This window comes from Natrononativus amylolyticus (genome assembly GCF_024362525.1).
Classification (GTDB): Archaea; Halobacteriota; Halobacteria; order Halobacteriales; family Natrialbaceae; genus Natrononativus; species Natrononativus amylolyticus.
Map to the genome: position 1 here is coordinate 2,507,918 of NZ_CP101458.1, position 23,731 is coordinate 2,531,648.

17 protein-coding genes and 1 pseudogene are annotated in these 23,731 nt (G+C 69.8%); 11 read left to right on the top strand and 7 right to left on the bottom strand.

From position 1 onward, the window contains the following. Positions 1-66: 66 nt before the first annotated feature. Together NMQ11_RS13140 and NMQ11_RS13145 are read right to left on the bottom strand one after the other, a co-directional pair. Positions 67-1,167, bottom strand: coding sequence for a putative sulfate/molybdate transporter (locus NMQ11_RS13140; protein WP_255168886.1), 1,101 nt, complete (start codon positions 1,165-1,167; stop codon positions 67-69). 94 nt (positions 1,168-1,261) lie between these two features. Continuing rightward, the gene (locus tag NMQ11_RS13145; RefSeq protein ID WP_255168888.1) at positions 1,262-2,131 is read right to left on the bottom strand and encodes a dihydrodipicolinate synthase family protein; all 870 of its coding nucleotides are present in this window, start codon (positions 2,129-2,131) and stop codon (positions 1,262-1,264) included. A 110-nt stretch (positions 2,132-2,241) separates the two neighbouring features. On the opposite strand from NMQ11_RS13145, the gene NMQ11_RS13150 reads away from it, so the two are divergent. The 4 genes and pseudogenes from NMQ11_RS13150 to NMQ11_RS13165 all read left to right on the top strand — a co-directional run bounded on the left by NMQ11_RS13150 (position 2,242) and on the right by NMQ11_RS13165 (position 5,781). Continuing rightward, a complete protein-coding gene (locus NMQ11_RS13150) occupies positions 2,242-3,252 on the top strand; it encodes an AIR synthase family protein (protein ID WP_255168890.1) in 1,011 nt (336 codons plus the stop codon). 89 nt (positions 3,253-3,341) lie between these two features. Continuing rightward, positions 3,342-4,499: an AI-2E family transporter gene (locus NMQ11_RS13155; protein WP_255168891.1), complete on the top strand. Its 1,158-nt coding sequence runs from the start codon at positions 3,342-3,344 to the stop codon at positions 4,497-4,499. 51 nt (positions 4,500-4,550) lie between these two features. Further along, positions 4,551-5,378 (top strand): annotated as a pseudogene (gene thiD / locus NMQ11_RS13160) (bifunctional hydroxymethylpyrimidine kinase/phosphomethylpyrimidine kinase); the annotation flags it as partial. Positions 5,379-5,457: 79 nt separating this feature from the next. Then, the gene (locus NMQ11_RS13165; RefSeq protein ID WP_255168898.1) at positions 5,458-5,781 is read left to right on the top strand and encodes a tRNA-binding protein; all 324 of its coding nucleotides are present in this window, start codon (positions 5,458-5,460) and stop codon (positions 5,779-5,781) included. A 113-nt stretch (positions 5,782-5,894) separates the two neighbouring features. Here NMQ11_RS13165 and NMQ11_RS13170 read toward each other — a convergent pair whose 3' ends face one another. Next, positions 5,895-7,457, bottom strand: coding sequence for a hypothetical protein (locus NMQ11_RS13170; protein WP_255168899.1), 1,563 nt, complete (start codon positions 7,455-7,457; stop codon positions 5,895-5,897). 496 nt (positions 7,458-7,953) lie between these two features. Here NMQ11_RS13170 and mutS point away from each other — a divergent pair, with 496 nt between their 5' ends. Then, complete coding sequence (mutS, locus tag NMQ11_RS13175) at positions 7,954-10,575, top strand: DNA mismatch repair protein MutS (RefSeq protein WP_255168901.1); 2,622 nt, start codon at positions 7,954-7,956, stop codon at positions 10,573-10,575. 25 nt (positions 10,576-10,600) lie between these two features. On the opposite strand, the gene NMQ11_RS13180 is transcribed toward mutS, so the two are convergent. Beyond that, complete coding sequence (locus tag NMQ11_RS13180; protein ID WP_255168903.1) at positions 10,601-11,362, bottom strand: hypothetical protein; 762 nt, start codon at positions 11,360-11,362, stop codon at positions 10,601-10,603. Positions 11,363-11,541: 179 nt separating this feature from the next. On the opposite strand from NMQ11_RS13180, the gene mutL reads away from it, so the two are divergent. Further along, the gene (gene mutL / locus NMQ11_RS13185) at positions 11,542-13,743 is read left to right on the top strand and encodes a DNA mismatch repair endonuclease MutL (RefSeq protein ID WP_255168905.1); all 2,202 of its coding nucleotides are present in this window, start codon (positions 11,542-11,544) and stop codon (positions 13,741-13,743) included. A 6-nt stretch (positions 13,744-13,749) separates the two neighbouring features. Here the strand turns inward: mutL and NMQ11_RS13190 are convergent, their stop codons facing one another. Beyond that, positions 13,750-15,033 (bottom strand): MFS transporter, encoded by a 1,284-nt coding sequence (locus tag NMQ11_RS13190; protein WP_255168907.1) that lies wholly within the window; start codon positions 15,031-15,033, stop codon positions 13,750-13,752. 115 nt (positions 15,034-15,148) lie between these two features. On the opposite strand from NMQ11_RS13190, the gene rtcA reads away from it, so the two are divergent. Then, positions 15,149-16,183, top strand: a complete 1,035-nt coding sequence (rtcA, locus tag NMQ11_RS13195) for an RNA 3'-terminal phosphate cyclase (protein ID WP_255168909.1) — start codon at positions 15,149-15,151, stop codon at positions 16,181-16,183. Positions 16,184-16,265: 82 nt separating this feature from the next. Further along, positions 16,266-17,219, top strand: coding sequence for a bifunctional 2-dehydro-3-deoxygluconokinase/2-dehydro-3-deoxygalactonokinase (kdgK1, locus tag NMQ11_RS13200; protein ID WP_255168912.1), 954 nt, complete (start codon positions 16,266-16,268; stop codon positions 17,217-17,219). A gap of 37 nt (positions 17,220-17,256) precedes the next feature. On the opposite strand, the gene NMQ11_RS13205 is transcribed toward kdgK1, so the two are convergent. Then, complete coding sequence (locus NMQ11_RS13205) at positions 17,257-19,278, bottom strand: S9 family peptidase (RefSeq protein ID WP_255168914.1); 2,022 nt, start codon at positions 19,276-19,278, stop codon at positions 17,257-17,259. A gap of 121 nt (positions 19,279-19,399) precedes the next feature. Between NMQ11_RS13205 and NMQ11_RS13210 the strand changes: the two genes are divergently transcribed. The 3 genes from NMQ11_RS13210 to NMQ11_RS13220 all read left to right on the top strand — a co-directional run bounded on the left by NMQ11_RS13210 (position 19,400) and on the right by NMQ11_RS13220 (position 23,051). Then, positions 19,400-20,989, top strand: a complete 1,590-nt coding sequence (locus NMQ11_RS13210; protein WP_255168916.1) for an N-acyl-D-amino-acid deacylase family protein — start codon at positions 19,400-19,402, stop codon at positions 20,987-20,989. Positions 20,990-21,053: 64 nt separating this feature from the next. Further along, entirely contained in the window at positions 21,054-22,505 is a 1,452-nt protein-coding gene (locus tag NMQ11_RS13215; protein WP_255168918.1) for a dihydrolipoyl dehydrogenase family protein, read from the top strand. 63 nt (positions 22,506-22,568) lie between these two features. After that, complete coding sequence (locus tag NMQ11_RS13220; protein WP_255168920.1) at positions 22,569-23,051, top strand: Hsp20/alpha crystallin family protein; 483 nt, start codon at positions 22,569-22,571, stop codon at positions 23,049-23,051. Between the two features lie 122 nt (positions 23,052-23,173). Here the strand turns inward: NMQ11_RS13220 and NMQ11_RS13225 are convergent, their stop codons facing one another. Beyond that, on the bottom strand, positions 23,174-23,719 hold the full coding sequence (locus tag NMQ11_RS13225; RefSeq protein ID WP_255168921.1) for a GNAT family N-acetyltransferase: 546 nt from the start codon (positions 23,717-23,719) through the stop codon (positions 23,174-23,176). Positions 23,720-23,731: the final 12 nt, after the last annotated feature.

A 23,731-nucleotide genomic window follows, 5' to 3' on the forward strand; every position in this document is an offset into this window, starting at 1 on the left:
TAGTGCGATTACCATTGGATGTTTGACACGCACAGTCGCGGGCGAACGGATGGCGGACTCGAGTCGTCACACTCCCTTCGACGCGCGGTTCAGCGCAAGGTAGACGACCACGCCGACGAGGAACGCGATTCCGAGGTTCGTAAGCAGGCTCAGCAGGCCGATTCCGACCGACAGCGCGAGATTCGACGACTTGCGAACGCTCTTGCCGAGCGATACGGCGACGATCGCGAGCAGGACGCCGAGCATTGCGAGCGGAAACGCCCCCAGCAAGGTCGCCGTCGCGACGAACGCGGTTCCGAGGTAGAGCACGCCCATAACGACGTTCGCACCGCCGGTGCGGGCGCCGAACTCGTGCTTCCCGGCGACGCCGTCGCAGCCGTGACACATCGGAATCCCCCCGACGGGAATCGCGAGGAGGTTCGTCGCCCCCATGCTCGTCGAGAGCTCGTCGGGGGAGACGTCTTCGTCGAACAGGTCCGAGAACAGGAGCGACGTCGCGAGCGCCGCGTTTCCGATCGTCATCGCGAGCTGGGCGAACACGCCGTCGGCGGTTCGACCCAGCGCGGCCTGCTCGAGCGGCGGCACCGGCGGCGCGCCGGGCCACTGCGGCGACGGGAGTCCCGCCGTCGCGAGCGCCACGGCGACGCCGACGACCAGTACCGCGAGGGCGCTCGCGGTTTTGTAGCCGGCCAGGATCGCCCCGACGGCGATCGCCAGCCCGACGCCGGCGAGGAGGAGGTCCTCGCCGGCCAGACCGAGACCCGTCTCGAGGAGCAACAGGCCGACCGCGAGCTGCACCCCGCGGATGACCGGCTCGCCGATCCACCGCTCGACCCTCGCGAGCGTCCCGGTCACGCCGATCGCGAGGAGGACGACGCCCAGGAGCAATCCGGCGAGCGCCAGCTCTGCGTACGTCAGCACCCCGGCGATCGCGAGAGTCGCCAGCGCCTTCATCGGCTCGACGGAAACCGGCAGTCCGTACCTGACGCCCCAGACGATCTGGAAGGCGCCGAACGCCAGCAGGACGTGAGGGAGGGAGATCTCGGTCAGGAGCGCGAGGGCGACGACCAGCGGGAGAACCGTAACCGAATCCCCTATCGCGCCCGTGACCTCCCGCGGCGTCAACTCGAGACGCCCGCGGTCGCCCCATCCGGATGAAAACGCCATCTACACACCGTATGGTCGCGGTGGACTTGAGCGTGGTCAGAAACCACTGAGGACTACGGCAATCCGATATCGAAACCGAAATTCGTTACTCCGGTCAGGCGTCGAGCGCCGCCTCCAGCAGCGCCTCGAGTTCGTCCGCCGCCGCGCCGTCGACCGGCGTCAGCGGGCGACGGGGGTACCCGCCCGGCTGGTCGCGCAGTTTCAGCGCGGTTTTCACGGCCGGGATGCCGTACCGGCTGGTGAGCGCGTGGTTGAGTTCGACGAGCGCCGTGTTGAGCGAGCGGGCGGCGTCGGCCTCCCCGTCGGCGTGGAGCCGGTAGACCCGCGCGCACTGTTCGGGAACCGCGTTCGCCAGCGCGAGGATGCCGCCGTCGGTGCCGACGTCGAGCGCCGAGGCGTAGACGCTGCCGCTGCCGACGATGACGTCGAACGCCTCGTCGGCCGTGAACCGGAGCAGCCGCTGCAGCTCCGCGATGTTGCCGCTCGAGTCCTTGATCCCCGCGACGTTCTCGTGGTCGGCCAGCGACTCGGCGGTGCGCGCCGAGAGCGCGTGGCCGGTAAACGGCGGGACGCTGTAGAGGTAGACCGGGAGCGGCGACTCATCAGCCACGTCGCGGTAGTAGGCTCCGAGGGCGGCGTCGTCGGAGTTGTAGTACGACGGGGTGAGGACGAGCGCGGCGTCGGCGCCCGCGGCCTCGGCGCGCTCGGTCGCCGCGAGCGTCGGCTCGTACCCCTCGAAGCCGGTGCCCGCGAGCACCGGGAGATCGGTCGCCCCACAGACGGTTTCGACGACCTGCGCGCGCTCCTCGGCGGTCAACAGCGGAGCCTCACCGGTCGACCCGCAGGGGACGAGAAAGTCCACGCCGGCCTCCTCGACCCAGCCGGTGAGCGTTGCGAGTGCCTCGTGATCGACCGCGCCGGTATCGTCGAACGGCGTTACGATCGGGACGCCAGTGCCGTGCATGCCCGCCGGTACGAACAGGACGGATAAAGTCTCGCGGGTCGCGGTACCACTCACCACCGGACAGCGAGTCGACCAGTACGGCTAAGGGCTCGTCGGAACTCGGTGTAGGCGTGAGCGACCTCGGAAAGATCGACCGGAGCTTCTTCGACGAACGCGTCGCCTCGAGCCTCGGCGCCGACCGCGACGACGTCAGCCTCGGGCCGCGCCACGGCGTCGACTTCGGCGTCCTCGACGTCGGCGGGCGAGCGGTGGTCACCGCGACCGATCCGCTCTCGATCGTTCCCGACCTGGGCCTCGAGCGCGCCGCCCGGTTCGCCCTCGACCTGGTGCTGGCTGACGTCGCCGTCAGCGGCGTCCCGCCGTCGCACCTCTCGATCTGTTTCACCCTCCCGCCGGCGATGAGCGACGCCGACTTTACGACCGTCTGGGAGACGATCCACGAGGAGTGTGCGGACCTCGGCGTCGGCGTCGTCACCGGCCACACCGCCCGCTACGCCGACTGCTCGTACCCCTGGGTCGGCGCGGCGACGGCCCTCGGCGTGGGGAACCACGACCGGCTCGTCAGGCCGGACGGCGCCCGCGTCGGCGACCGGCTGGTCGTGACGACCGGCCCCGGCGCAGAGACCGTCGGCCTGCTGAGCACCCTGTTCGGCGACCGACTCGAGCTCCCCGCCGAGACCGTCGACACCGCCCGGGAGCGCCTCGAGGACGTCTACTGCGTGCGCGACGCGCTGACGGCGGCGGCCGCCGGCCCGGTCACCGCGATGCACGACGTCACCGAGGGCGGGCTGGCGGGCGCGCTGAACGAGATGGCCGCCGGCTCCGACACCCGCTTTTCCCTCGAGCGCGACCGGGTACCGGTCCGCCCCGGCGTCGAGGCGGTCTGCGAGCACTTGGGGATCGACCCCTGGCACGTCACGAGCTGCGGTACGCTCGTCGTCGCCTGCGATCCCGACGGGGTCGACGATGTCGTCGGGGCGCTCGAGGCTCGCGGCACCGTCGCCGCCGACGTGGGCCGCGTGGAAGCCGGCGAGGGCGTCTTCGTCGACGGCGAACGCCTCGCACACCCCGACGTCGATCCGTCCTGGGAGGCGTACGCGACCCTCGCGGAGGAGTCCTAACGCCGGGACGCTGGGTACTCGGCGGGGTCGAACGGAGCGACCCGCGGGCGAGGGGCGCCAACTATACCCGTACCCGTGGTCCGTTCCGCATGTCGAACGGTTCGCTCGAGGCGCCCTCCGACCGCCGCCGGCTCATTTGGTGGCTGCTGGCACTTGCCGTCGCCGCCGTCCTCGCGGTCGTTCTCGTGCGGTTCCTGGGCGTCGTCGCCTTCGGACTCTTTCTCTACTACGTCGCCCGGCCGGTCGCCCGGCGCCTCGAGGGCGTCGTCGGCGTGGGGCGAGCGGCTGCGCTCACGCTCCTCACGTTGATCCTCCCGCTGATCGCGGTGCTCGGCGTCGTCCTCACGGTCGCCGTCGGCCAGCTGCTCAGCCTGACCGGCGCCGATATCGACCGCGCCCTCGAGGCCGTCGGAACGACGGTGCAGGTGGACCGTCCACCGGAGTCGCCCGGCGAACTCCTCTCCGTGCTGGTCGGCCGCCTCCAGCCGACGGACGCGACGACGCTGCTCGACGTCGGCGGCGAGGTGCTCGGCCAGATCGCCGGCGCCGTGCTGACGCTCACGCTGCTGCTCGCGTTCGTCTACGTCCTGCTGTGCTACGACCGCAGCATCGGTCGCTGGCTTCGCGGGCTCGCGCGCGAGCCCGACTCGCCGGCCGGGGCGTACCTCGCAGCGGTCGACCGCGAACTCGGCCGCGTGTACGTCGGGCAGCTGCTCACCGTGTTCGTCGTCGTCGTCCTCTCGTGGCTGCTGTACGCGGGCGTAAACGCCGCGTCACCGGCCGGCGTGGCCGTCCCGTTCCCGGCGCTGCTCGCGCTGCTCACCGGCGTTGCCTCGTTCATTCCGCTGATCGGCCGGTCGCTGATCTACCTCCCGCTGGTGGTCTACCTCGTCTTCCGCGCGCTCCAGACCGGCCCGGAACTGCTCTGGGTTCCCCTCGCCGTCGCCGTCGGCGGCTGGCTCGTCCTCGACTCGACCATCCGGTACGGCGTTCGACCCTACCTCTCGAGTCACGGCACGCCCTCGAGCGTGATGCTCGTCGCCTACCTGGTCGGCGGGGCGCTCGTCGGCTGGTACGGCGTCTTTCTCGCCCCGCTCGTCGTCGTGAGCTGTCGCCAGTTCCTGGCCGACGTCTTCCCGCCGCTGCTCCGCGGCGACCCGATCGGGACGGCGGCGGTCGCGTCCGAACCGAACGCCGCGCGCGAACCGCCGGAGGACGACCCCGCCTCGAGCCCGGAGACGACCTGATCGCCGATACGAGTCACCACTGATTTATACAACCGCAGAATACAGCCGACTATGCGATCGCCCACGCCCGAACTCCCGCCCGTCGCGCTGACGATCGCGGGGAGCGACTCCGGCGGCGGCGCCGGCATCCAGGCGGACCTGGTGACGATGGCCGCCAGCGGCGTCTACGGGACGAGCGTCGTCACGGCGGTGACCGCCCAGCACACCCGCGGCGTCGAACGCTCGTTCGCCCTGCCCGCGAGGGAAGTCGAGGCGCAGCTGTCGGCCGTCGCCGACGACTTCGAAATCGGGGCGGCGAAGACCGGGATGCTCGCGACCCCCGAGATCGTCGAGACGGTGGCCGAGCGGGCCGCCGACTTCGCGTTCCCGCTCGTCGTCGACCCCGTGATGGTCGCCACCTCCGGCGACCGGCTGCTCGAGCCGGCCGCCGAAGCCGCCTACGAGGAACTCGTGGGGACGGCGGCGCTGGTGACCCCGAACACCGACGAGGCGGCGGTGCTGACCGGGATCGACGTCGCCGACGAAACGAGCGCGAGAGAGGCCGGCGGGGCGCTGCTCGAGCGGGGCGCCGACGCGGCGCTCGTGACCGGCGGCCACCTCTCCGGCGAGCGGGTCCGTGACGTGCTCGTGACGCCCGGCGGCTCGAGGACGTTCGAGCACCCGCGAGTCGAGACTGTGGCGACCCACGGCTCGGGCTGTACGCTCTCGGCGGCGATCACCGCGCGGCTGGCCGCCGGAGAGGACCTCGAGGCCGCCGTCTCGGCGGCGACGGAGACGGTGGCTCGAGCCGTCCGCCGCTACTACGACGTCGGGCGGGGTCCCGGCGCGGTCAACCACGCCGTCGATCTGCGACCCGATGCACCGCGGTCGTCGCCGGCCGGCGCGCCCAATCGGGACGGGTAGCCCGAACGCCTGCCTCGGTGGGGAGATTTTTGCACCCGTGGCGCGTCGACGGCGTATGGTCGAATCCCCGTTCGACGCGGAGATCCGCGTCGGTGAGGTGCTCAGCGCGGAGGCGTTCCCGGAGACGAACAAGCCGGAGATGGTGAAACTCCGGATCGACCTGGGCGGAGAGACGGTGCAGTCAGCCGCCCAGCTCGGCTACAACCACGACCCCGCGGAGCTTCCGGGACGACAGGTGCTGTGTGCGACCGGACTCGGAACGGTGCGGATTGCGGGCTTCGAATCCGAAGCGCTGACCGTCGGCGTTCCCGACGACGACGGTCGACCGGTGCTCGTAACGCCCGACCGGGAGGTGCCGCTGGGCGGACGGCAGTACTGACGACTACTGGTCGACGCGTCGCTCGAGGCGAGGTCGCCAATAAAATACGCACGTCCCCACGGTGTCGATCCTGCTCCAGCGTCGTGGTCCCCACCACGTCTTCCCGGAAGCGGTCAGTTGACGTTCTGAACCGTCACGTTGTCGCCGCGGTTGTCGAGACCGCGTCGCTGCGGATGACCGCCCTGGTCGATCGTGACGTTACGGAACGTGACGTTGTCGCGGAAGTTGAAGATCGCCGGCCGGTTGCCGTTGATCCCCATCGTTCCGTCGATGGTGACGTCCTCGACGAGCGCCGGCGCCGCGTTGGAGCCGACGTCGTCGAACAGCAGCGTCGAGCCGCCCGCGGCGTTGTGATCGAACGTCGAGTCCTCGATCGTGAACTCGTCGGGGTTGATCGACGCGTTCGGGTTGCCCCGGACGCGGACCCCGTTGATCGGACGGTCGACGTCGATGTGAACGTCGAGATTGCGGAACGTCACGTCGCCGACGTCGCGGCGCAGCAGAATCGCTTCCGACGCGCGACCGTCGCTCATGTCGATGTCGACGTTCTCGATGACGGTGCTCTCGGCGCCGCTCTCGAGGCGGATCGCGCGCTGGCGGACCTCGTGGCCCTCGGAGCTCATGTTCGTGTCGGTGACCAGCGTCGCGCCGTCGACGTAGTTGTCGCGGCCGCCGAGTCGGAGCTGTGCGACGTTGTTGTTCGCGTAGCGGCCGCCGATGACGCGGACCGCGCCGGGGCCGTTCGAGGCGTACAGCCCGTTGTTCGGGAAGCCGACGAGCACGCAGTCCTGGTAGGTGAGCGTCCCCTGGTGGTAGTCGTTCGAGAGGAAGCCGATCGGACCGATGCTCTGGGTCGAACCGGTGTTCACGTCGGACGTGAACTCGCCGCCGTCGGGGACGCGGAAGCCCTCGACGAGCCCGGAGCCGGCCGGGTCGGCGATGGCGATGCGCAGCGGTCCGAAGGCGCCGGAGTCGTGGCGGCCGTGGACGTTGACGTTGCGGACGACGAGGCCGTCGTAAACGTCGGCCTCGATCACGCGCAGCCCGGTCTGGGGCGACCGCCAGTCGATGTCAAAGCCCTCGAACCGGAGGTTCCGACCGGGGCGACCCCAGTCGTCCGGCTTGCCGAAGCGGAACAGGCGGTGGATGTGACCGCTGCCGTTGAACCCATCGTAGTCCGGGTGGACGATCTCGACGGTGTTCTCGGTCTTGTTCGCTTCGGACTCCTCGTCGGCGTCGTCGGTGATCGAGTCGCCGTCGTCGGAGCCGTCCTGCTCGTCGTCGCCGTCGTCCGCGTCGGACTCGTCGTCCGAGTCACCCGTCTCGCGGAACTCGGGGTCGATACGACAGAAGTCCGGCAGGTCGTCGTCGTCTTCGACTTCCGGCTCCTCTTCGGTCTCGTAGACGTCGTCCGGTTCGGACGACTCCTCCGGCGTCTCGTCGTCGCTTTCCTCGTCCTCGTCGGCGGTCCCCTCGGGCGCGACCGCGGCCCGCTCGCCGACGAAGCCGATGTTATTGAAGCCGGTTACCTCGAACTCCCGGTCCATGTAGTACCGGCCGGCCGGGAAGTAAAACAGCGTATCGTCGCCGTGGTCGGCGTAGATGCGCTCGAGAATCGGAACGATCGACGCGCTCGCGTCGTTGGCCGCTCCGTAATCCTCAACGACGTTTACCACGCTCGAGTACTGGTCCGCGTACGGAATCGAGGAGTCTCCTCCGTCGGAACTCGCGGCCGCCCCGCTCGAGGCGTACGCGAGACCGACACCGGTTGCCGCGATCCCCTTGAGACACGTTCGTCGAGATGGCCCCCGTCGTGCTGTTCGTTCGTCTGTTCGACTGCCTGTAGATGATTGTCCTCCACTCATTATTGAGGCTGTCACGGACCTCCGAGTCGGCGGATACCGGTCCGTAACGTGTTTCGTTCACTCCGCCGGTGTGGCCGTCACACGCCTGTTAGTTAAACATTTATCCAAATATGTACATAATATACTGTAATATCACACCAAAATATACGATCGTATCAGCACTAATCGTCGTTGAGTGTGTCACGTATTGGCATGATATAAATTGGCGCGATAGTTTCGGCGTTGCGAGCGGGGGCCCGTCCGTCGCCGGATCGAGACGCTCGGCGGAACCCGCAGCATTTTACCGGTGGGATCGTACTGACCGGACATGACCGAGGCGACGGGCATCGTGGGGGAGTTTCTCTCGCTCAAGGCGGAGACCGACGCGGAGTTGCTGGCGATGCAGTGCGGGGACTTCTACGAGTTTTTCGCCGAAGACGCGGAGATCGTCGGCGACGAACTCGACCTGAAGGTCTCCCAGAAGTCCTCCCACGGGTCGTCGTACCCGATGGCCGGCGTGCCGCTGTCGGAGCTCACGCCGTATCTCAAGGCGCTCGTCGAGCGCGGCTACCGCGTCGCCGTCGCCGACCAGTACGAGACCGACGGCGGTCACGCCCGCGAGATCGTCCGCGTCGCGACGCCGGGAACGCTGCTCGAGACGAGCGACGCCGACGCCCAGTACCTGGCGACGGTGGTCGACTCCGGCGAGGGGTACGGCCTCGCCTTCGCCGACGTGACGACCGGCCGCTTTCTCGTCACTGGCGCCGCCGACGCGGACGAGGCCCTGACCGAACTCTACCGCTTCGCCCCCGCGGAGGTGCTCCCCGGACCCGAAGTGCGAAACGACGACGACCTCCTGGGTCGGATCCGCGAGCGGACCGACGCGAAACTGACGCTGTTCGACGCGGAAGCGTTCGCTCCCAAGCGCGGCGCCCACGCCGTCCGCGAGCAGTTCGGACGGGAACTCCTCGAGCGCCTCGACCTCGCGGCGGCGACCGTCGCCGCCGCCGGCGCGGCGCTCGCCTACGTCGAGGAGACCGGAACCGGCGTGCTGGCCTCGATGACGCGCTTGCAGACCCACCGCGGCGACGACCACGTCACCCTCGACGCGACCACCCAGCGCAACCTCGAGCTCACCGAGACGATGCACGGCGACCGCGAGGGGTCGCTGTTCGCGACGATCGACCACACCGAGACCAGCGCGGGCGGGCGCCTGCTGAAGGAGTGGCTCGGCCGACCGAGACGCGACCTCGAGGTCGTCTCCGAGCGCCAGGCGAGCGTGGGTGCCCTCGCGTCGGCGGCACTGGCCCGCGACGAACTCCGCGAGGCGCTCGGCGAGGCATACGACCTCGAGCGGCTGGCCTCGCGGGCGACCCACGGCAGCGCCGACGCCCGCGACCTGCTCGCCGTCGCCGACACCCTCGACACCCTCCCGCGGGTCGCCGACCTCGTCGGCTCGACGCCGGAACTCGCCGACTCGCCGCTCGCGTCGGTCGTCGACCGACCCGACCGCGAGGCCGCAGCCGACCTGCGGGAGACGCTCTCGAGCGCTCTCGCGGCCGACCCGCCGTCGACGGTCACCCAGGGCGGGCTGCTGACGCGGGGGTACGACGCCGAACTCGACGAGGTGATCGAGCGCCACGAGGCGGTCCTCGAGTGGCTCGAGACGCTCGCCGACCGCGAGAAGCGCCGACACGGGCTCTCTCACGTCAGCGTCGACCGGAACAAGACCGACGGCTACTACATCCAGGTCGGCAAGTCCGCGGCCGACGGCGTCCCCGACCACTACGACGAGATCAAGACGCTCAAGAACTCAAAGCGGTTCACGACCGACGAACTGGCCGAGAAGGAACGCGCGGTGCTCCGTCTCGAGGAGCGACGAGGGGAGCTCGAGTACGAGCTGTTCGAGGAGCTCCGGGAGGAAGTCGCCGCCCGTGCCGAGTTGCTCCAGGACGTCGGTCGGACGCTCGCGACCGTCGACGCGCTGGCGAGCCTGGCGACCCACGCGGCCGAAAACGGCTGGGTTCGGCCGACGGTCACGAACGAGGGCGACCTCGAGATCGACCAGGGCCGGCACCCGGTCGTCGAGCAGACCACGGAGTTCGTTCCCAACGACGTGCGGTTGGCCGACGACCGGCGGTTCCTGATCGTGACCGGTCCCAACATGTCCGGAAAGTCGACGTACATGCGCCAGGTAGCCTGCATCGTCCTGCTCGCCCAGATCGGGAGCTTCGTCCCGGCCCGCGAGGCCACGGTGGGACTGGTCGACGGCATCTTCACGCGCGTGGGGGCGCTCGACGAACTCGCCCAGGGCCGGTCGACGTTCATGGTCGAGATGAACGAGCTCTCGAACATCCTCCACAGCGCGACGGAGGACTCCCTCGTTATTCTGGACGAGGTCGGCCGGGGAACGGCGACCTACGACGGGATCTCGATCGCCTGGGCGGCCACGGAGTACCTCCACAACGAGATCCGGGCGAAGACGCTCTTTGCGACCCACTACCACGAGCTCACGGGTCTGGCGGAACACCTCCCGCGGGTGGCGAACGTCCACGTGGCCGTCGACGAGCGCGACGGCGACGTCACCTTCCTCAGAACCGTCCGCGACGGCCCGACGAACCGCTCCTACGGCGTTCACGTCGCCGACCTGGCGGGCGTCCCCGAGCCGGTCGTCGACCGCTCGCGGGACGTCTTGGAGCGCCTGCGCGAGGAGAAGGCGATCGAAGCGAAGGGGAGCGGCTCGAGCGAGCCGGTCCAGACGGTGTTCGACGTCTCGAGCGGCGGGTTCCGGGGGCCGGCCAATGCGGACGGGGGTGAGCCGAGCGAGTCGCTGGACCCCGAGACGAAGCGGGTGCTCGAGGACCTCGAGGGAGTGGACGTCAACGAGACGCCGCCCGTGGAGCTGATCGCGAAGGTCCAGGAGTGGCAGCGGCGACTCGAGGACGGGTAGCCCGGGCGAGGACTGAATCCCGCAGCTACAGCGAGAGCAACACCAGCGCGTAGCCGGTCGCACCCGCTGCGAACGCCCAGAATCGGCTCTCGGCCGTCCGCGGGAGTTCGTCCTTGATCGCGTTGAACACGACGCCGCCGGTCAGCAGGCCGAGCAGAACCGTGAACGTCCCCTCCCCGAGCGTGTAGACGGCGCCGACTCCCGCGCCGGCGACGACAGCGGCTGCGAGAACCCAGCGGCCAATTCGACGGTATGTCTCGCGGTGGTGGGCCTCGAGCGCCGCGTCGTTGCCGAGCAGGTGCAACCCCATCGCGACGGCGAACAGCGCGGCGCTGTCGGCGCCCGTCTCCCCCTGGACGATCACGTAACCGATGAACGCGTTGTAGACGACGAAGCTGCCGACGTGGAGCCAGAACACCGGCTCGTCGGTAAAGGGCGGGAGCCCGTGCTCGAACTCGTGGGCCTTAGAGAGCGTCGCCAGCCGCTCGAGGCCGTAGAACAGCGCGACCCCGACGAACGCGAGCGCGTAGATGTGGTGGGCGGCGAGCGTGCCGACGAGGACGTCGAGACCCTCGAGACTCTCCCGGCGTTCGTCGAGCTCCGGAAACATGTGGAGGAAGGCGTAGACGACCGAGACGCCGCCGGCCGTCGAGAGCAGGCTGTGCCGGGAGAGCCCGCTCGAGACCGGTATCTCGTCGGGCAGCAGGTGGACGGCCGCGACCGCGAGGACGAGCGCGACCACGAGGAGGGAGTCGCCGACGGCGGCCGGGGCGAGCGCGGGGCGCATGGGACGGAGTTCACCGCCCAGCGTGCTTGCTCTTTCCCCCGGACGGCGACTCGGCCCGGGAACGGATCGCGCGTACAACTCGTACGGACGCAAGACATAACCAGCCGCCCTGACTACGGACGAGCGATGAGATTCGGGAGCCGCCAGGCGCTCGAGCGCACCGCCGCGGAGGGGAACCGATGAGCGACGGGTCCACCGGAGAGACGGCGATCCGACGGCTCGACGAGGACACCGTCGCCCGCATCGCCGCCGGCGAGGTCGTCGAACGCCCCGCGAGCGCCGTCAAGGAGCTGGTCGAGAACAGCCTCGACGCCGACGCCACCCGGATCGACGTCAGCGTCGAGGCCGGCGGCACGGAGCTGATCCGCGTGGCCGACGACGGCCGGGGGATGACCGAGGCCGACGTTCGCGCGGCGGTGCGCCAGCACACGACGAGCAAGCTCGAGGGACTCTCTGATCTCGAGTCCGGCGTCGCCACCCTGGGCTTTCGGGGCGAGGCGCTGCACACAATCGGCTCCGTCTCGCGCCTGGAGATCCGGACCCGTCCGCGCGCGCGAGCGGACGAGGACGCGGCCGGAGAACGGGCGGGAACGGACGCCGCGGGCACGAAGCTCGTCTACGACGCCGGAACCGTCGAGACCGTCGAGCCCGCGGGCTGTCCCGAGGGAACCGTCGTCGGGGTCACCGACCTCTTTTCGAACACGCCCGCCCGCCGGAAATTCCTGAAGACGACGGCGACGGAGTTCGCCCACGTCAACCGGGTCGTCACCCGCTACGCGCTGGCGAACCCCGACGTCGCGGTCTCGCTCTCCCACGACGGTCGCGAGGTGTTCGCGACGACCGGCCAGGGCGACCTGCAGGCCGCGGTGCTCTCGGTGTACGGTCGCGAGGTCGCCACGGCGATGCTCCCCGTCGAGGCCGACGCCGACGACCTCCCCGTGGGGCCGCTCGAGTCCGTCTCCGGGCTGGTCTCGCACCCGGAGACGAACCGCTCGAGCCGGGAGTACCTCGCCACCTACGTCAACGGCCGCGCGGTCACGAGCGACGCCATCCGCGAGGGAATCATGGGCGCTTACGGCACGCAACTCGGCGGCGACCGCTACCCGTTCGTCGTCTGCTTCCTCGAGGTGCCCGGCGACGCCGTCGACGTCAACGTCCACCCCCGAAAGCGGGAGGTGCGCTTCGACGACGACGACGCCGTGCGGCGGCAGGTCGACGCCGCCGTCGAGTCCGCGCTGCTCGAACACGGCCTGCTGCGTTCGAGCGCCCCCCGGGGCCGGTCGGCACCCGCCGAGACGCGGGTCGAGCCGTCTCGAGAGGTCGACCTCGACGACGCGACGGCGCCCCGAGGGAACGACGCGAGCGCGGCGGAGTCGAGAGGCGCTCACTCGGAGGCGTCGAGTTCACCCCCGACCGCGGGATCCGGGCGGTCCTCGGAAGTCGAACCGACGGCGGGGACGACCAGCGAGTCGCAATCCTCGAGGACCGACAGGGGCCGACCGAGCGCCGACCGGTCGGCCTCGAGTCAGGACCGTTCGAGGGAGGTGGGCCGCTCGAGTCCGGCCGAGCCGTCGTCCGGTGCGGCCGCCCCCGAGGACTCGTCGACGGCGGACGGGGCTGCGGGTGACTGGACCCGGCCGGCCGACGAGGGGCACGAACCCGACCGGGCGGCTGCCGGTCGCGAGGCGCGCTCTGGCGACCGGCGGTCGCTCGCCGGTCCGACCGACCAGCGGACGCTCGAGGGCGAGTCGGCGGCCGCCGAGAGCGAGTACGACTCGCTGCCGTCGCTGTCGGTGCTCGGGCAGTTCCGGGACACCTACCTCGTCTGTGAGAGCCCCGACGGGCTGCTTCTGGTCGACCAGCACGCCGCCGACGAGCGGGTGAACTACGAGCGCCTGCGCGAGGCGTTCGCCGACGACCCGACGACCCAGGCGCTGGCCTCGCCGGTCGAACTCGAGGTCACCGCCGCGGAGTCGGAGGCGTTCGCCCAGTACCGGGAGGCGCTGGCGCGGCTCGGCTTCGTCGCCGACCGCGTGGACGACCGCACCGTGGCGGTGACGACGGTGCCGGCGGTGCTCGAGAAGACCCTCGCACCCGACCGGCTGCGTGACGTCCTCTCGGCGGTCCTCGAGGGCGACCGCGAGTCGGGCGCCGAGACGATCGACGCGCTCGCCGACGAGTTCCTCGGCGACCTGGCCTGTCACCCTTCGATCACCGGCAACACCTCGCTGACGGAGGGGTCGGTGGTCGACTTACTCGCCGCGCTCGACGGCTGCGAGAACCCCTACGCCTGCCCCCACGGCCGGCCCGTGATCGTCGCGATCGACGACGCCGAGATCGACGAGCGCTTCGAGCGGGACTACCCCGGCCACGGCGGCTGACCGGGCTCACGGCCTCGAGGCGTTCGTCCGCCAGTGGAGCCAGAGCGTACAGAGAAACGCCACGAACCCGGCAGCCGTGGCGATGGCGAACGCGACGCGGTAGCCGGTCGCCGTGTAGACGCGGGCGCCGCCGACGATCTCGCCGGTCCAGTAGGCGTCGAGGGCCCACCCCATCAGCGTCGGGAGGACGGCCGCGCCGACGAACGCCGCCCCGTTGATCGTTCCCGTCGAGATCCCGCTGGCGCTCGCCGGGTGGCGATCCTTGACGATGGCGTAGCTGAGGACGAACGCGCCGAGCAGAACGCCCGTCAGGAAGTAGACGACGGCGACGACCCACAGCGGCGGGTCGCCGACGACCGCGATGACTCCGAGCGCGACCACGTAACAGAGCCCGCCGCCGACCATCAGTTCGGTCCGGGACTCGAGTCGGTCGGAGAGCCAGCCGAGCGACGGCGGGCCGACGATGAGTCCGACGCCGCCGAGCAGCGTGAAGACGGAGGCGGTCGTCACGTCGACGCCGTAGGTCTGGACGACGTAGGGAACCCCCCAGAGGCCGAACAGCGTGAGGTTGACGCCGGTCGTACAGAACAGCATGAGGCTGATCACCCAGGTCCAGCGGTCCCGGAAGACGTCGCCGGCGGCGGTCCGAAGCTCCGCGGCGGTGAGCGTCGGCTGGCCGGGGACCCCCGCGATCGGGTCGAAGCCGGCGCGCTCGGGGGTATCCCGGACGAACAGGTACACCGCGGCGGCGAAAACGAGTCCCAGACCGCCGAGCCAGCCGATCGTCGCCCGCCAGCCGGCGGCGCCCGCGGCGACCGCGAGCGGTGTCGTCGCGAGCACGCCGCCGATCCCCGAGACGGCGAACGAGAGGCCGCTCATCGTCGCGAACTCGTCCTCCCGGTACCAGTTCGCACAGAACCGCAGGATGCAGACGAAGATCACGCTCCCGCCGAGACCGACGAGACCGCGGGCGAGCACCGCCGCCAGGTACGTGTCCGCGGCGGCGAACCAGATCCCGCCCAGGCTCATCGTCAGCGCCCCCGCCGCGGCCGTCCGCCGGGGACCGGTCCGATCCGCGAGCAGCCCGGTCGGGATCTGCATGACCGCGTACACCCAGAAGAAGATCGCGTGGAGCGTGCCGAGCTGGGCGCCGGTCGTCTCGAACGTCGCCATCAACTCCTCGGCGAGGACGGCCGTCGAGAGCCGGTAGACGTTGACGAGCAGGAAGACGGCCCCGAGCGTCCCCCACAGCAGCCAGCGGCGTCGGAGCGGGTTCGACCAGAGACCCATTCGTCCTCGAGACGGCACCGAACCACCGAAAGCGTTCAGAAAGCGGAAGTCTGGGAGACGGGACGCCCCGGCGCCGACGCGAACCGTTTTCTTGCCGACGGGTCCTACCTCGAGTATGCGCGAACTCGACGGCAGCGACGCGGGCGGACAGTACCTGCGAAGCGCCCTCGCGCTCGCCGCGCTTCGCGGAGAGCCCGTCCGTATCGAGAACGTCCGGGGCGATCGGCCGAATCCCGGCCTCGCCCACCAGCACCTCGCGACGCTCGAGACGGCGTCCGCGATCTGCGACGCCGACGTCTCGGGGGCCGACCTCGGCAGCGAAACCGTGACGTTCGAGCCGGAACCCGGGCGGATCGAGGGCGGCAGCTACCGCGCGGACATCGGCACCGCCGGCAGCATCAGCCTGCTGTTCGACGCCATCCTCCCGCTCGCGACCCGCCTCGAGGCCCCGCTGTCGGTGACGGCCACCGGCGGGACGGACGTGGCGTGGTCGCCGCCGATGGACTACCTCCGGTACGTCACCCTCCCGCTGCTGGAACGGTACGGCCTGCGGGCGAGCCTCGACCTCGCGCGCCGCGGGTTCTACCCCGTCGGCGGCGGTCGGGCGACCCTGGAACTCGAGCCGTCGACGCTCGAACCGATCGAACTCGGCCGACGGGGCGATCCCGAAGGGGTCCGCGTGTACTCGACGGAAGCCGCCGCGCTGGCCGACGCCGAGGTGGCCCGCCGCCAGGCCGAGGGGGCGCTCGAGCGCCTCCGTGGGACGGGACTCGAGACGCTCGAGCGCGTCGAGACGACCGCCCAGAGCGCCTGTCCCGGTTCCGCGATCGTTCTGCGGCTGGAGCACGAAACCGGACTCGCCGGCTTCTCGGCGCTCGGCGAGAAGGGGAAACTTGCCGAGCGCGTGGGCAAGGAGGCCGCCAACGACCTCCTCGGAATTCTCGAGGGAGGCGCCTCCGTCGACCGACACATGGCCGACCAGTTGCTCGTCCCCCTCGCGCTGGCCGGCGGCCGGGTACGGATTCCGGCGGTGACCGACCACGTCGAAGCGGGAGTCGAACTGCTGGCCGAGTTCGGGTACGAGATCGGACTCGAGGGCGCCGAGGAGGGGGCCCCGACGGTCGTCTCCGAGCGGCCGACGGGCGACTAACGCGACAACTTATGCCACGCCCGTTCGTTTGGCGAGGTATGACGGACGCAACCGCATTCGACCCGAGAGGGAGGGGACAGCCGTGAGCGACCTCGTCACCTTCGGCGAGACGATGCTCCGGCTGTCGCCGCCCGGTAACGAACGCCTCGAGTCGACGACCGAACTCGAGGTTCGTGCCGCGGGCGCCGAGAGCAACGTCGCGATCGCCGCCGAGCGGCTGGGCGCGGTGTCGACCTGGACCTCCAAGCTCCCCGACTCGCCGCTCGGGCGGCGGGTCGTGAGCGAACTTCGCGGCTACGGCATCGAGACGGAGATCGTCTGGAGCGAGGAGGGACGCCAGGGGACGTACTACCTGGAACACGGCGGGAAACCCCGCGGAACGAACGTCGTCTACGACCGGGAAAACGCCGCGGTGACGACCGCCCGCGCCGAGGAGTTCGACCTCGAGTTGATCCAGAACGCCCGCGTCTTCTTCACTTCGGGGATCACGCCCGCGCTGTCGCCGACGGCGCGCGAGACGACCGCGAACATGCTCAAGGCGGCGAAGCAGGGCGGGACGACCACGGCGTTCGACTTCAACTACCGCGCCAAGCTCTGGTCGCCCGAGGAGGCCCGCGAGACGCTCACCTCGCTGTTCCCGGGGATCGACGTGCTCGTCGTCGCCGCCCGCGACGCCCGGACGGTGCTCGGCTACGACGGCGATCCGCGACAGCTGGCACACAAACTCGGCTCGCAGTTCGACTTCACGACCGTCGTCGTCACCCGCGGCGACCGGGGCGCGCTCGCCTGGCACGACAACGTCGTCCACGACCACGACGCCTACGAGACAGACACCGTCGACCCGATCGGCACCGGCGACGCCTTCACCGGCGCCTTCCTGGCCCGGCGACTCGCCGGCGAGGACGTGCCGCGGGCGCTCGAGTACGCCGCCGCGACGGCCGCGCTCAAGCGGACGATTCCGGGCGACGTCGCCCTCGTGACGAAGGCGGAGGTCGACGCCGTCGTCGCAGAGCAGGCCGACGAAATATCGCGATAGCCGCCGGACGGGCGAGTCGACGGTCGACGACCGGCGGCTACCGCAGGTGCGTCTCGAAGGCGCCCTCGAGCTTTTCGATCGTCCGCGCCCAGGTCGCCCGCCGGGAGAAGACGTGGCCCTCGTCGGGGTAGTACTCCGCCTCGAACGCGACGTCGGAGTCGAGCAGGGCGTCGACGACGAGGTCCTGCTGTTCGACGTTCACGTACCGGTCGGCGGTGCCGTGGAAGTTGTACAGCGGGGTCTCGTAGCGATCCACGTGCGTGATCGGGCTGGAGTCAGCCCACCGCTCCGGCGCCTCGAGCGGCGTGCCACCCATGCGAACGCTCGTCGCCGAGGCGATCTCGGGGAACTTCGTCTCGGCGGCCCACTCGTAGTAGTTCGCCCGGTCGACGAGCCCGGCGAGATTGACGGTCACGTCGAACGTTCCCGGATGGGTACCGGGAAGCTGGAGTGCCGCGTATCCCCCGTAGGAGAGCCCCCAGAGGCCGACGGCGTCGCTCGTGTACTCGAGGCCCCGGAGGAAGTCGGCCCCGCGGGCGATGTCGTCCATCTCGGCGCGCCCGGTGACGCCGGCGATCGCCGCCCGAAACTCGCGGCCGTAGCCGATGCCGCCGCGGTAGTTCACGAACAGTCCGACGTATCCCTTCGCGGCGAGGTACTGCTGGATCGCGTACTGCAGTCCGTAGGACCGCTCGGGGTGGAAGCCGTCGCGCATCTGACGCATCGGGCCGCCGTGGACGTAGACCACGCTCGGCAGGTCGGTCGCGTCGTCGGGAACCGCCTCCCCCCTCCGGGGGTCGAGGAGGTAGCCCTCGACGGTTAACCCGCTGCTCTCGTAGGAGATCCGCTCCGGCTCGGTCGGCGGCGACGGCCAGGACTCGACCCCCGAGCGGGTGAGTCGGCGGTCGCGGACGCCGTCGTCGGCTGCGGCGGTTCCGGCCGCCGTCTCGCCGTCGCCGGTCGGGGTCGCGCCTCCCTCGAGGTCCAGCACCCGGAGCTCCGTCGAGCGCTCGGCGCTCGCGTGGCGGTAGGCGAGTCGGCTGCCGTCGGGGGACGGGCGCGGATCGACGGCCGTCCCCTCGCGCTCGACCAGCGGCGTGATCTCGCCCTCGAGCGTGACGGCGTAGAGCTGTCGCTGGCCCGGATCGCGGCGGTTGGATGCGAAAACGAGCGTCTCGTCGTCGAGCCACCGCGGCGCCGACCCCGCGAAACCCTTGTCCTCGAACGCTCCCGCCGTGAGCTGGGTACGCTCGCCCGACTCGAGGTCGATAACGTAGACGTGCTCGAAGCCGTCGAGCGGAAACGCCGCGGCCAGGTTCGAGCCGTCCGGTGACACCTGCGGCGAGCCCCGCGAGAGCGTTCCAACCTCGCCGTCTTCCTCGCGAAAGAGGGTCGTCTCGCCTCCCTCGAGGTCGGCCGCGACGAACTCCCTGACTGTGCCGTACTCCCCGCTGCGCTCGAACAGCAGGCGACCGTCGGCGAGCCAGACCGGCGAGTGCGAGGACGTATCGGGTCGGGTCCGCCAGACCAACTCCCCCGAGTCGGTGTCGATCACGCCGACGCACTTCGCCTCGCGCTCGACGAACCGGTAGGCGAGCAGGCCGTCCTCGCGCGGGGCGAGCATTCGCGACTCGCCCAGGAACGGCCCGCGCTCGGGGACGTCGAAGCCGCGTTCGATGCCGTCTGCGAGCGAGCGTATCCACGGGCAACCGTCGCGGTAGAATGCGATGCGGTCGCCGTCGTCCGACCACGCGAACGAACCGTCGCCGTCCGGAGTTCGGGCGAGTTCGGTGATGGTTCGCTCGAGCGGGTCGAGGAGGACCATCGCGCCGTCGTCGGTTCCACAGACGAGGACGGGATCGGTCGGCGACCAGGCGAACTCGGTAACGTGGGCGTCGTTCGGACGGACCCGCCAGGGATCACCGTCGTCGCCGGGACGAGAAACCAGTAGCGCGTTCCCGTCGTCCTCGTAGATCGTCGCCCCGAGAAACGCCGAGTCGGTCGACCACGCTGGCGGGCCGGGCCACTCGAGGTCGAGAACGTCGTCGACTGTGAGCATAGGCCACGATTACGCCGGCGGGGTATGAACGGTTGGGCGACGGCAAGGGCCGCATCTTCCGGGACCCGCCCCTAGCGAACGAGGACGGGTATTTTAGTACCCTCCCCGACTCGTCGTAGTCATGTCAACTGCTGACATTGCGTTTCGAAACGCGCGGCTGATCGACGGGACGGGCGCGCCGTGGACCCGCGGTGAGCTCGCGGTCGCGGAGGGCCGGATCGCCGAGATCGGTCACGACGTCGGCGACGCCGCGGTCGAGATCGACCTCGAGGGCCACGTCCTCGCGCCGGGCTTTATCGACATCCACACCCACTCCGACTTCACGCTGCCCGCGAACCGGGAGGCCCACAGCAAGGTCCGCCAGGGGGTGACCACGGAGATCGTCGGCAACTGCGGAACGAGCGCCGCGCCCACCTACGGCGAGTGCGCCGAGTCCGTCGCCGAAGGGTTCGCCTACCGAGGGGTCGGCGACGTCGTCGACACCGACGAGTGGGTGACGATGGCCGACTACCTCGACTACCTCGAGGAGGGCGTCTCGCTCAACGTCGGCTCGCTGGTCGGCCACGAGAACGCCCGCGAGGCGGTGATCGGCTACGAGGACCGCGAACCCACCGAGGAGGAACTCGAGGAGATGAAGGAAATCGTCGACGAGGCGCTGGCCGACGGCGCCGTGGGGCTCTCGACGGGGCTCATCTACACCCCCGGCGCGTTCGCCGACACTGACGAGATCGTCGAACTCGCCTCCGTGGTCGCCGACCACGGGAAACTGTACTGCACCCACATGCGAAGCGAGGGCGACGAGCTGTTCGAGGGGCTCGAGGAGGCCATCGAGATCGGACGACGGGCGGGGGTTCCGGTCCAGGTCTCCCACCACAAGGCCGTCGGTCGGGACAACTGGGGGAAAGTCGAGTACACCCTCCGGCGGATGGAACTCGCCCGCGAGCGCGAGGGCGTCGACGTCCAGTGCGAGCAGTACCCCTACGTCGCCTCCTCGACGAGTCTCAGCGCCCGCGTGCCCACGTGGGCCCGCGACGGCGGCACGGAGGCGCTGCTCGAGCGGCTGCAGGACCCCGACACCCGCGAGCGGATCGGGCGCGAACTCGCCGAGAACACCGACTCCTGGGACGACATTCTCGTGACGAACGTCCGGACCGAGGGCCTCGAGCACCTCCAGGGGTCGACCATCGCCGAACTCGCCGCCCGCGAGGGCGAGTCCCGCAGTCCCGAAGAACTCACAATGGACGTCCTGATCGAAGATCGGTGCCGGACCAAGCACATCCACTTCTGTCTGAGCGAGAACGACGTCGAGACAGTTATGCAGCATCCGTTGACGATGATCGGCAGCGACGGCAACTCGATGCGAAACGAGGGGCCGCTCGGCGAGGGCGTGCCGCACCCGCGCAGCTACGGCACCTTCCCGCGGGTGCTGGGCCACTACGTCCGCGAGGAGGGGGTTCTGGGGCTCGAGGAGGCGATCTTCAAGATGACCGGTCAGCCCGCCGCCCGGCTGGGGCTCTCCGATCGCGGCCTGCTGAAGGAGGGGGCGTTCGCGGACCTCACCGTCTTCGATCCCGAAACCGTCGCTCAGGGCGGCACGTTCGTCGAGCCGGACGTCTACGCCGAGGGGATCGACCACGTGCTCGTCAACGGCGAGTTCGTCGTCCGCGACGGCGAGCACACCGGGGCGCGGCCGGGCGTCGCGATCCGGTAGCCCCGAAAACGGCGGAATCGACCGCCGCGGCAACGCCTTTCACCGGCGGTGCTGTAGCACGATCATGCTTCACGTCGCAATCGTCGGCGCCTACGGCAGCGCGGGGGTCGCCGTTGCAGACGAACTGCTCGAGCGAGCCGGCGACGACGTTCGACTCACGCTGATCGACGACGGCGAACCCGGCGGCGGCCTCTGTATTCTCCGGGGCTGTATGCCCTCGAAGGACGTTCTCTCGGCGGCCGAACACCGCTACCAGGCGCGCCACGACGACCGGCTCGCGGGCGAGGTGCCGGCGCTCGACCTCGAGACCGTCATCGAGCGGAAGAACGAGCACGTCTCGGCCTTCGCCGACCACCGCCGGAGCCACGTCCACGGCCTCGACGACCGCGAGAACGTCGAGTTTCTCCACGAAACTGCCCGCTTCGTCGACGACCGCACCCTCGCCGTCGGCGACCGGACGATCGAACCCGACTACGTCGTGATCGCGACGGGGTCAACGGTGAACGTCCCCGACCTGCCGGGGATCGGCGAGGTCGAGTTCGCGACCAGTGCGGACGTCCTCGAGGCGACCGAGTTGCCGGAGTCGGGGATCGTGATGGGCTTTGGCTACATCGGCATGGAACTCGCACCCTACCTGAGCGAGGCCGGAACGGAGCTCACGGTGATCGAACACGACGACCATCCACTCGAGGAGATGGAACCCGAGTACGGCGAGACGATTCTCGAGCTCTACCGGGAGCAGTTCGGCCTCGAGATCCTGACAAACACCGACGAGAAGCGCGTCGAACCGACCGCCGACGGCGGCGTCCGGATGGTCGTCGAGCGGGCGGGCGAGACGGAAGTCCTCGAGGCCGATCAGCTCTTTTGCTTCACGGGCCGGCGACCCGCGGTCGACCGACTGGGCCTCGAGGAGACGAGCCTCGAGGTCGGGGACGGCTGGGTCGACTCCACCCTGCAGGCGGCCGCCGACGAGCGGGTGTTCGTCGTCGGCGACGCCAACGGCCGCGAGCCGATCCTCCACGTCGCGAAAGAACAGGGGTTCGCCGCGGGCGAGAACATCGTGCGCCACCACCGCGGGGAGGACCTCGAGCCTTACACCAACATCCCCCACCACGTCATCTTCTCGGGCCTCGGGGTGTATCCGTTCGCGCGGATCGGCCACACGCCGGAGACGGCCGCAGAGACGGAGATGGACGCGATCGTCGTCACCCGCAAGGCGTCCTCCGACGGGGTGTTTAAGACGAAAAACCACCCGGAGGGGCGGGCGACGCTGATCGTCAACGCGGCCGACGGCACCGTGATCGGCTACCAGGCGCTGCACTACCACGCCGACGTGATGGCCAAAACGATGCAGGTGATCATCGCGACCGGCCTCGACGTCCGCGAGGTGCCGAATCGGGCGTACCACCCGACGACGCCCGAGATTCTCGACGGGTTGATCCGGGACGCCTGCGCCGAACTGGGCGACGAGCAGCAGTGCGTCGGCGACACCGGTTCCCGCGATCTGGCGCTGTAGCGACGTGCTATCCCGCGTCCAGCAATGCTTATTATCAATCGTGACATATAATACTCGATTACGATGAGATCGTTCGACGAGATGAACCGCATGTTCCGAGAGATGGACCGCACCTTCGAGCAGTTGCGCCGCATGTGGTGGGACGAGTTCGAAACCCCCGCGCTCGAGTCGCCGTCCCGACCGGCCCTCGAGGGTGAGGGGACGCCCCGACTGGTCGGCACCCGCGGCGAGGCCGCGATGAGCCTCGAGCGAGAGGGCGAGGGGTACGTCTTCGTGATGGACCTGCCGGGCTTCGAGCGCGAGGAGATCGACCTGACCTTCGAGGAGGGGCTGCTCTCGGTGCGCGCCCGCAGCGACCGTGAGAGCGGCGACGAGGGGCGCCAGCTCCTGCGAGAGCGGCGGGTCGCCCGCCAGGTGACGATCCCCGCGGAGGTCGTCGAAGACGAGATCTCGGCGAGCTACCGCAACGGCGTCCTCGAGGTCCACCTCCCGATGCTCGAGGCCGAGACCGCGGAGGAGTCGCGCCACCGGATCGATATCGAGTAGGTGGGTCTTCGAGTGGGCCGAATCGCCCGGTCTCGGTCGCGGCGGCTCGGCCCGTTCCGGGCGTCAGTGGGTCAGTTTTCGTTTTTCTGCGGAACGGTTCCCGTTTTCTGCCACGTACGCCGTTACTCGAGCCACGCCTCCCGAAAGAGCACGTACTGAATCGTATCGACGTACTCGCCGTCGACGAACAGATCCCGGTGGACCCGACCTTCTTTTTCGAAGCCGAGCGACTCGAGCAACCCCCGGGAGGCGTCGTTCCACTCATAAGCGCCAGCACCGACGGCCGGGTGCTCGTGGGTGCGAAAGACGTGGTCGACGAGCAACGACACCGCTTCGCTTCCGAGGCCCTCGCCGTGGACCTCGGGGACGAGCCAGTACGCGAGGGTGGGGCGGCGCCAATCGGCGTCGGAGACGGAAACGACGCCGATGCGTTCGACTGTCTCCTCTTCCGGCTGGCCGGGATCGGCGTCGTCGTCCTCGAGACAGACCACCAGCCGCGTCCCGCCGTCGTCGATCCACTCCTCGAGTTCCGACTGGTTCTTGAGCAGCGACCCCATCGGATACCGGATCTCGGGGTTCGCGAATCCGCGCTGGACGAAGGGGACGTCCTCGGTCTCGAGCGTGCGGAGTGAGATCCGGTCGCCGCGACTGACGAGTGCACCTGGCATACGGGCGACTCT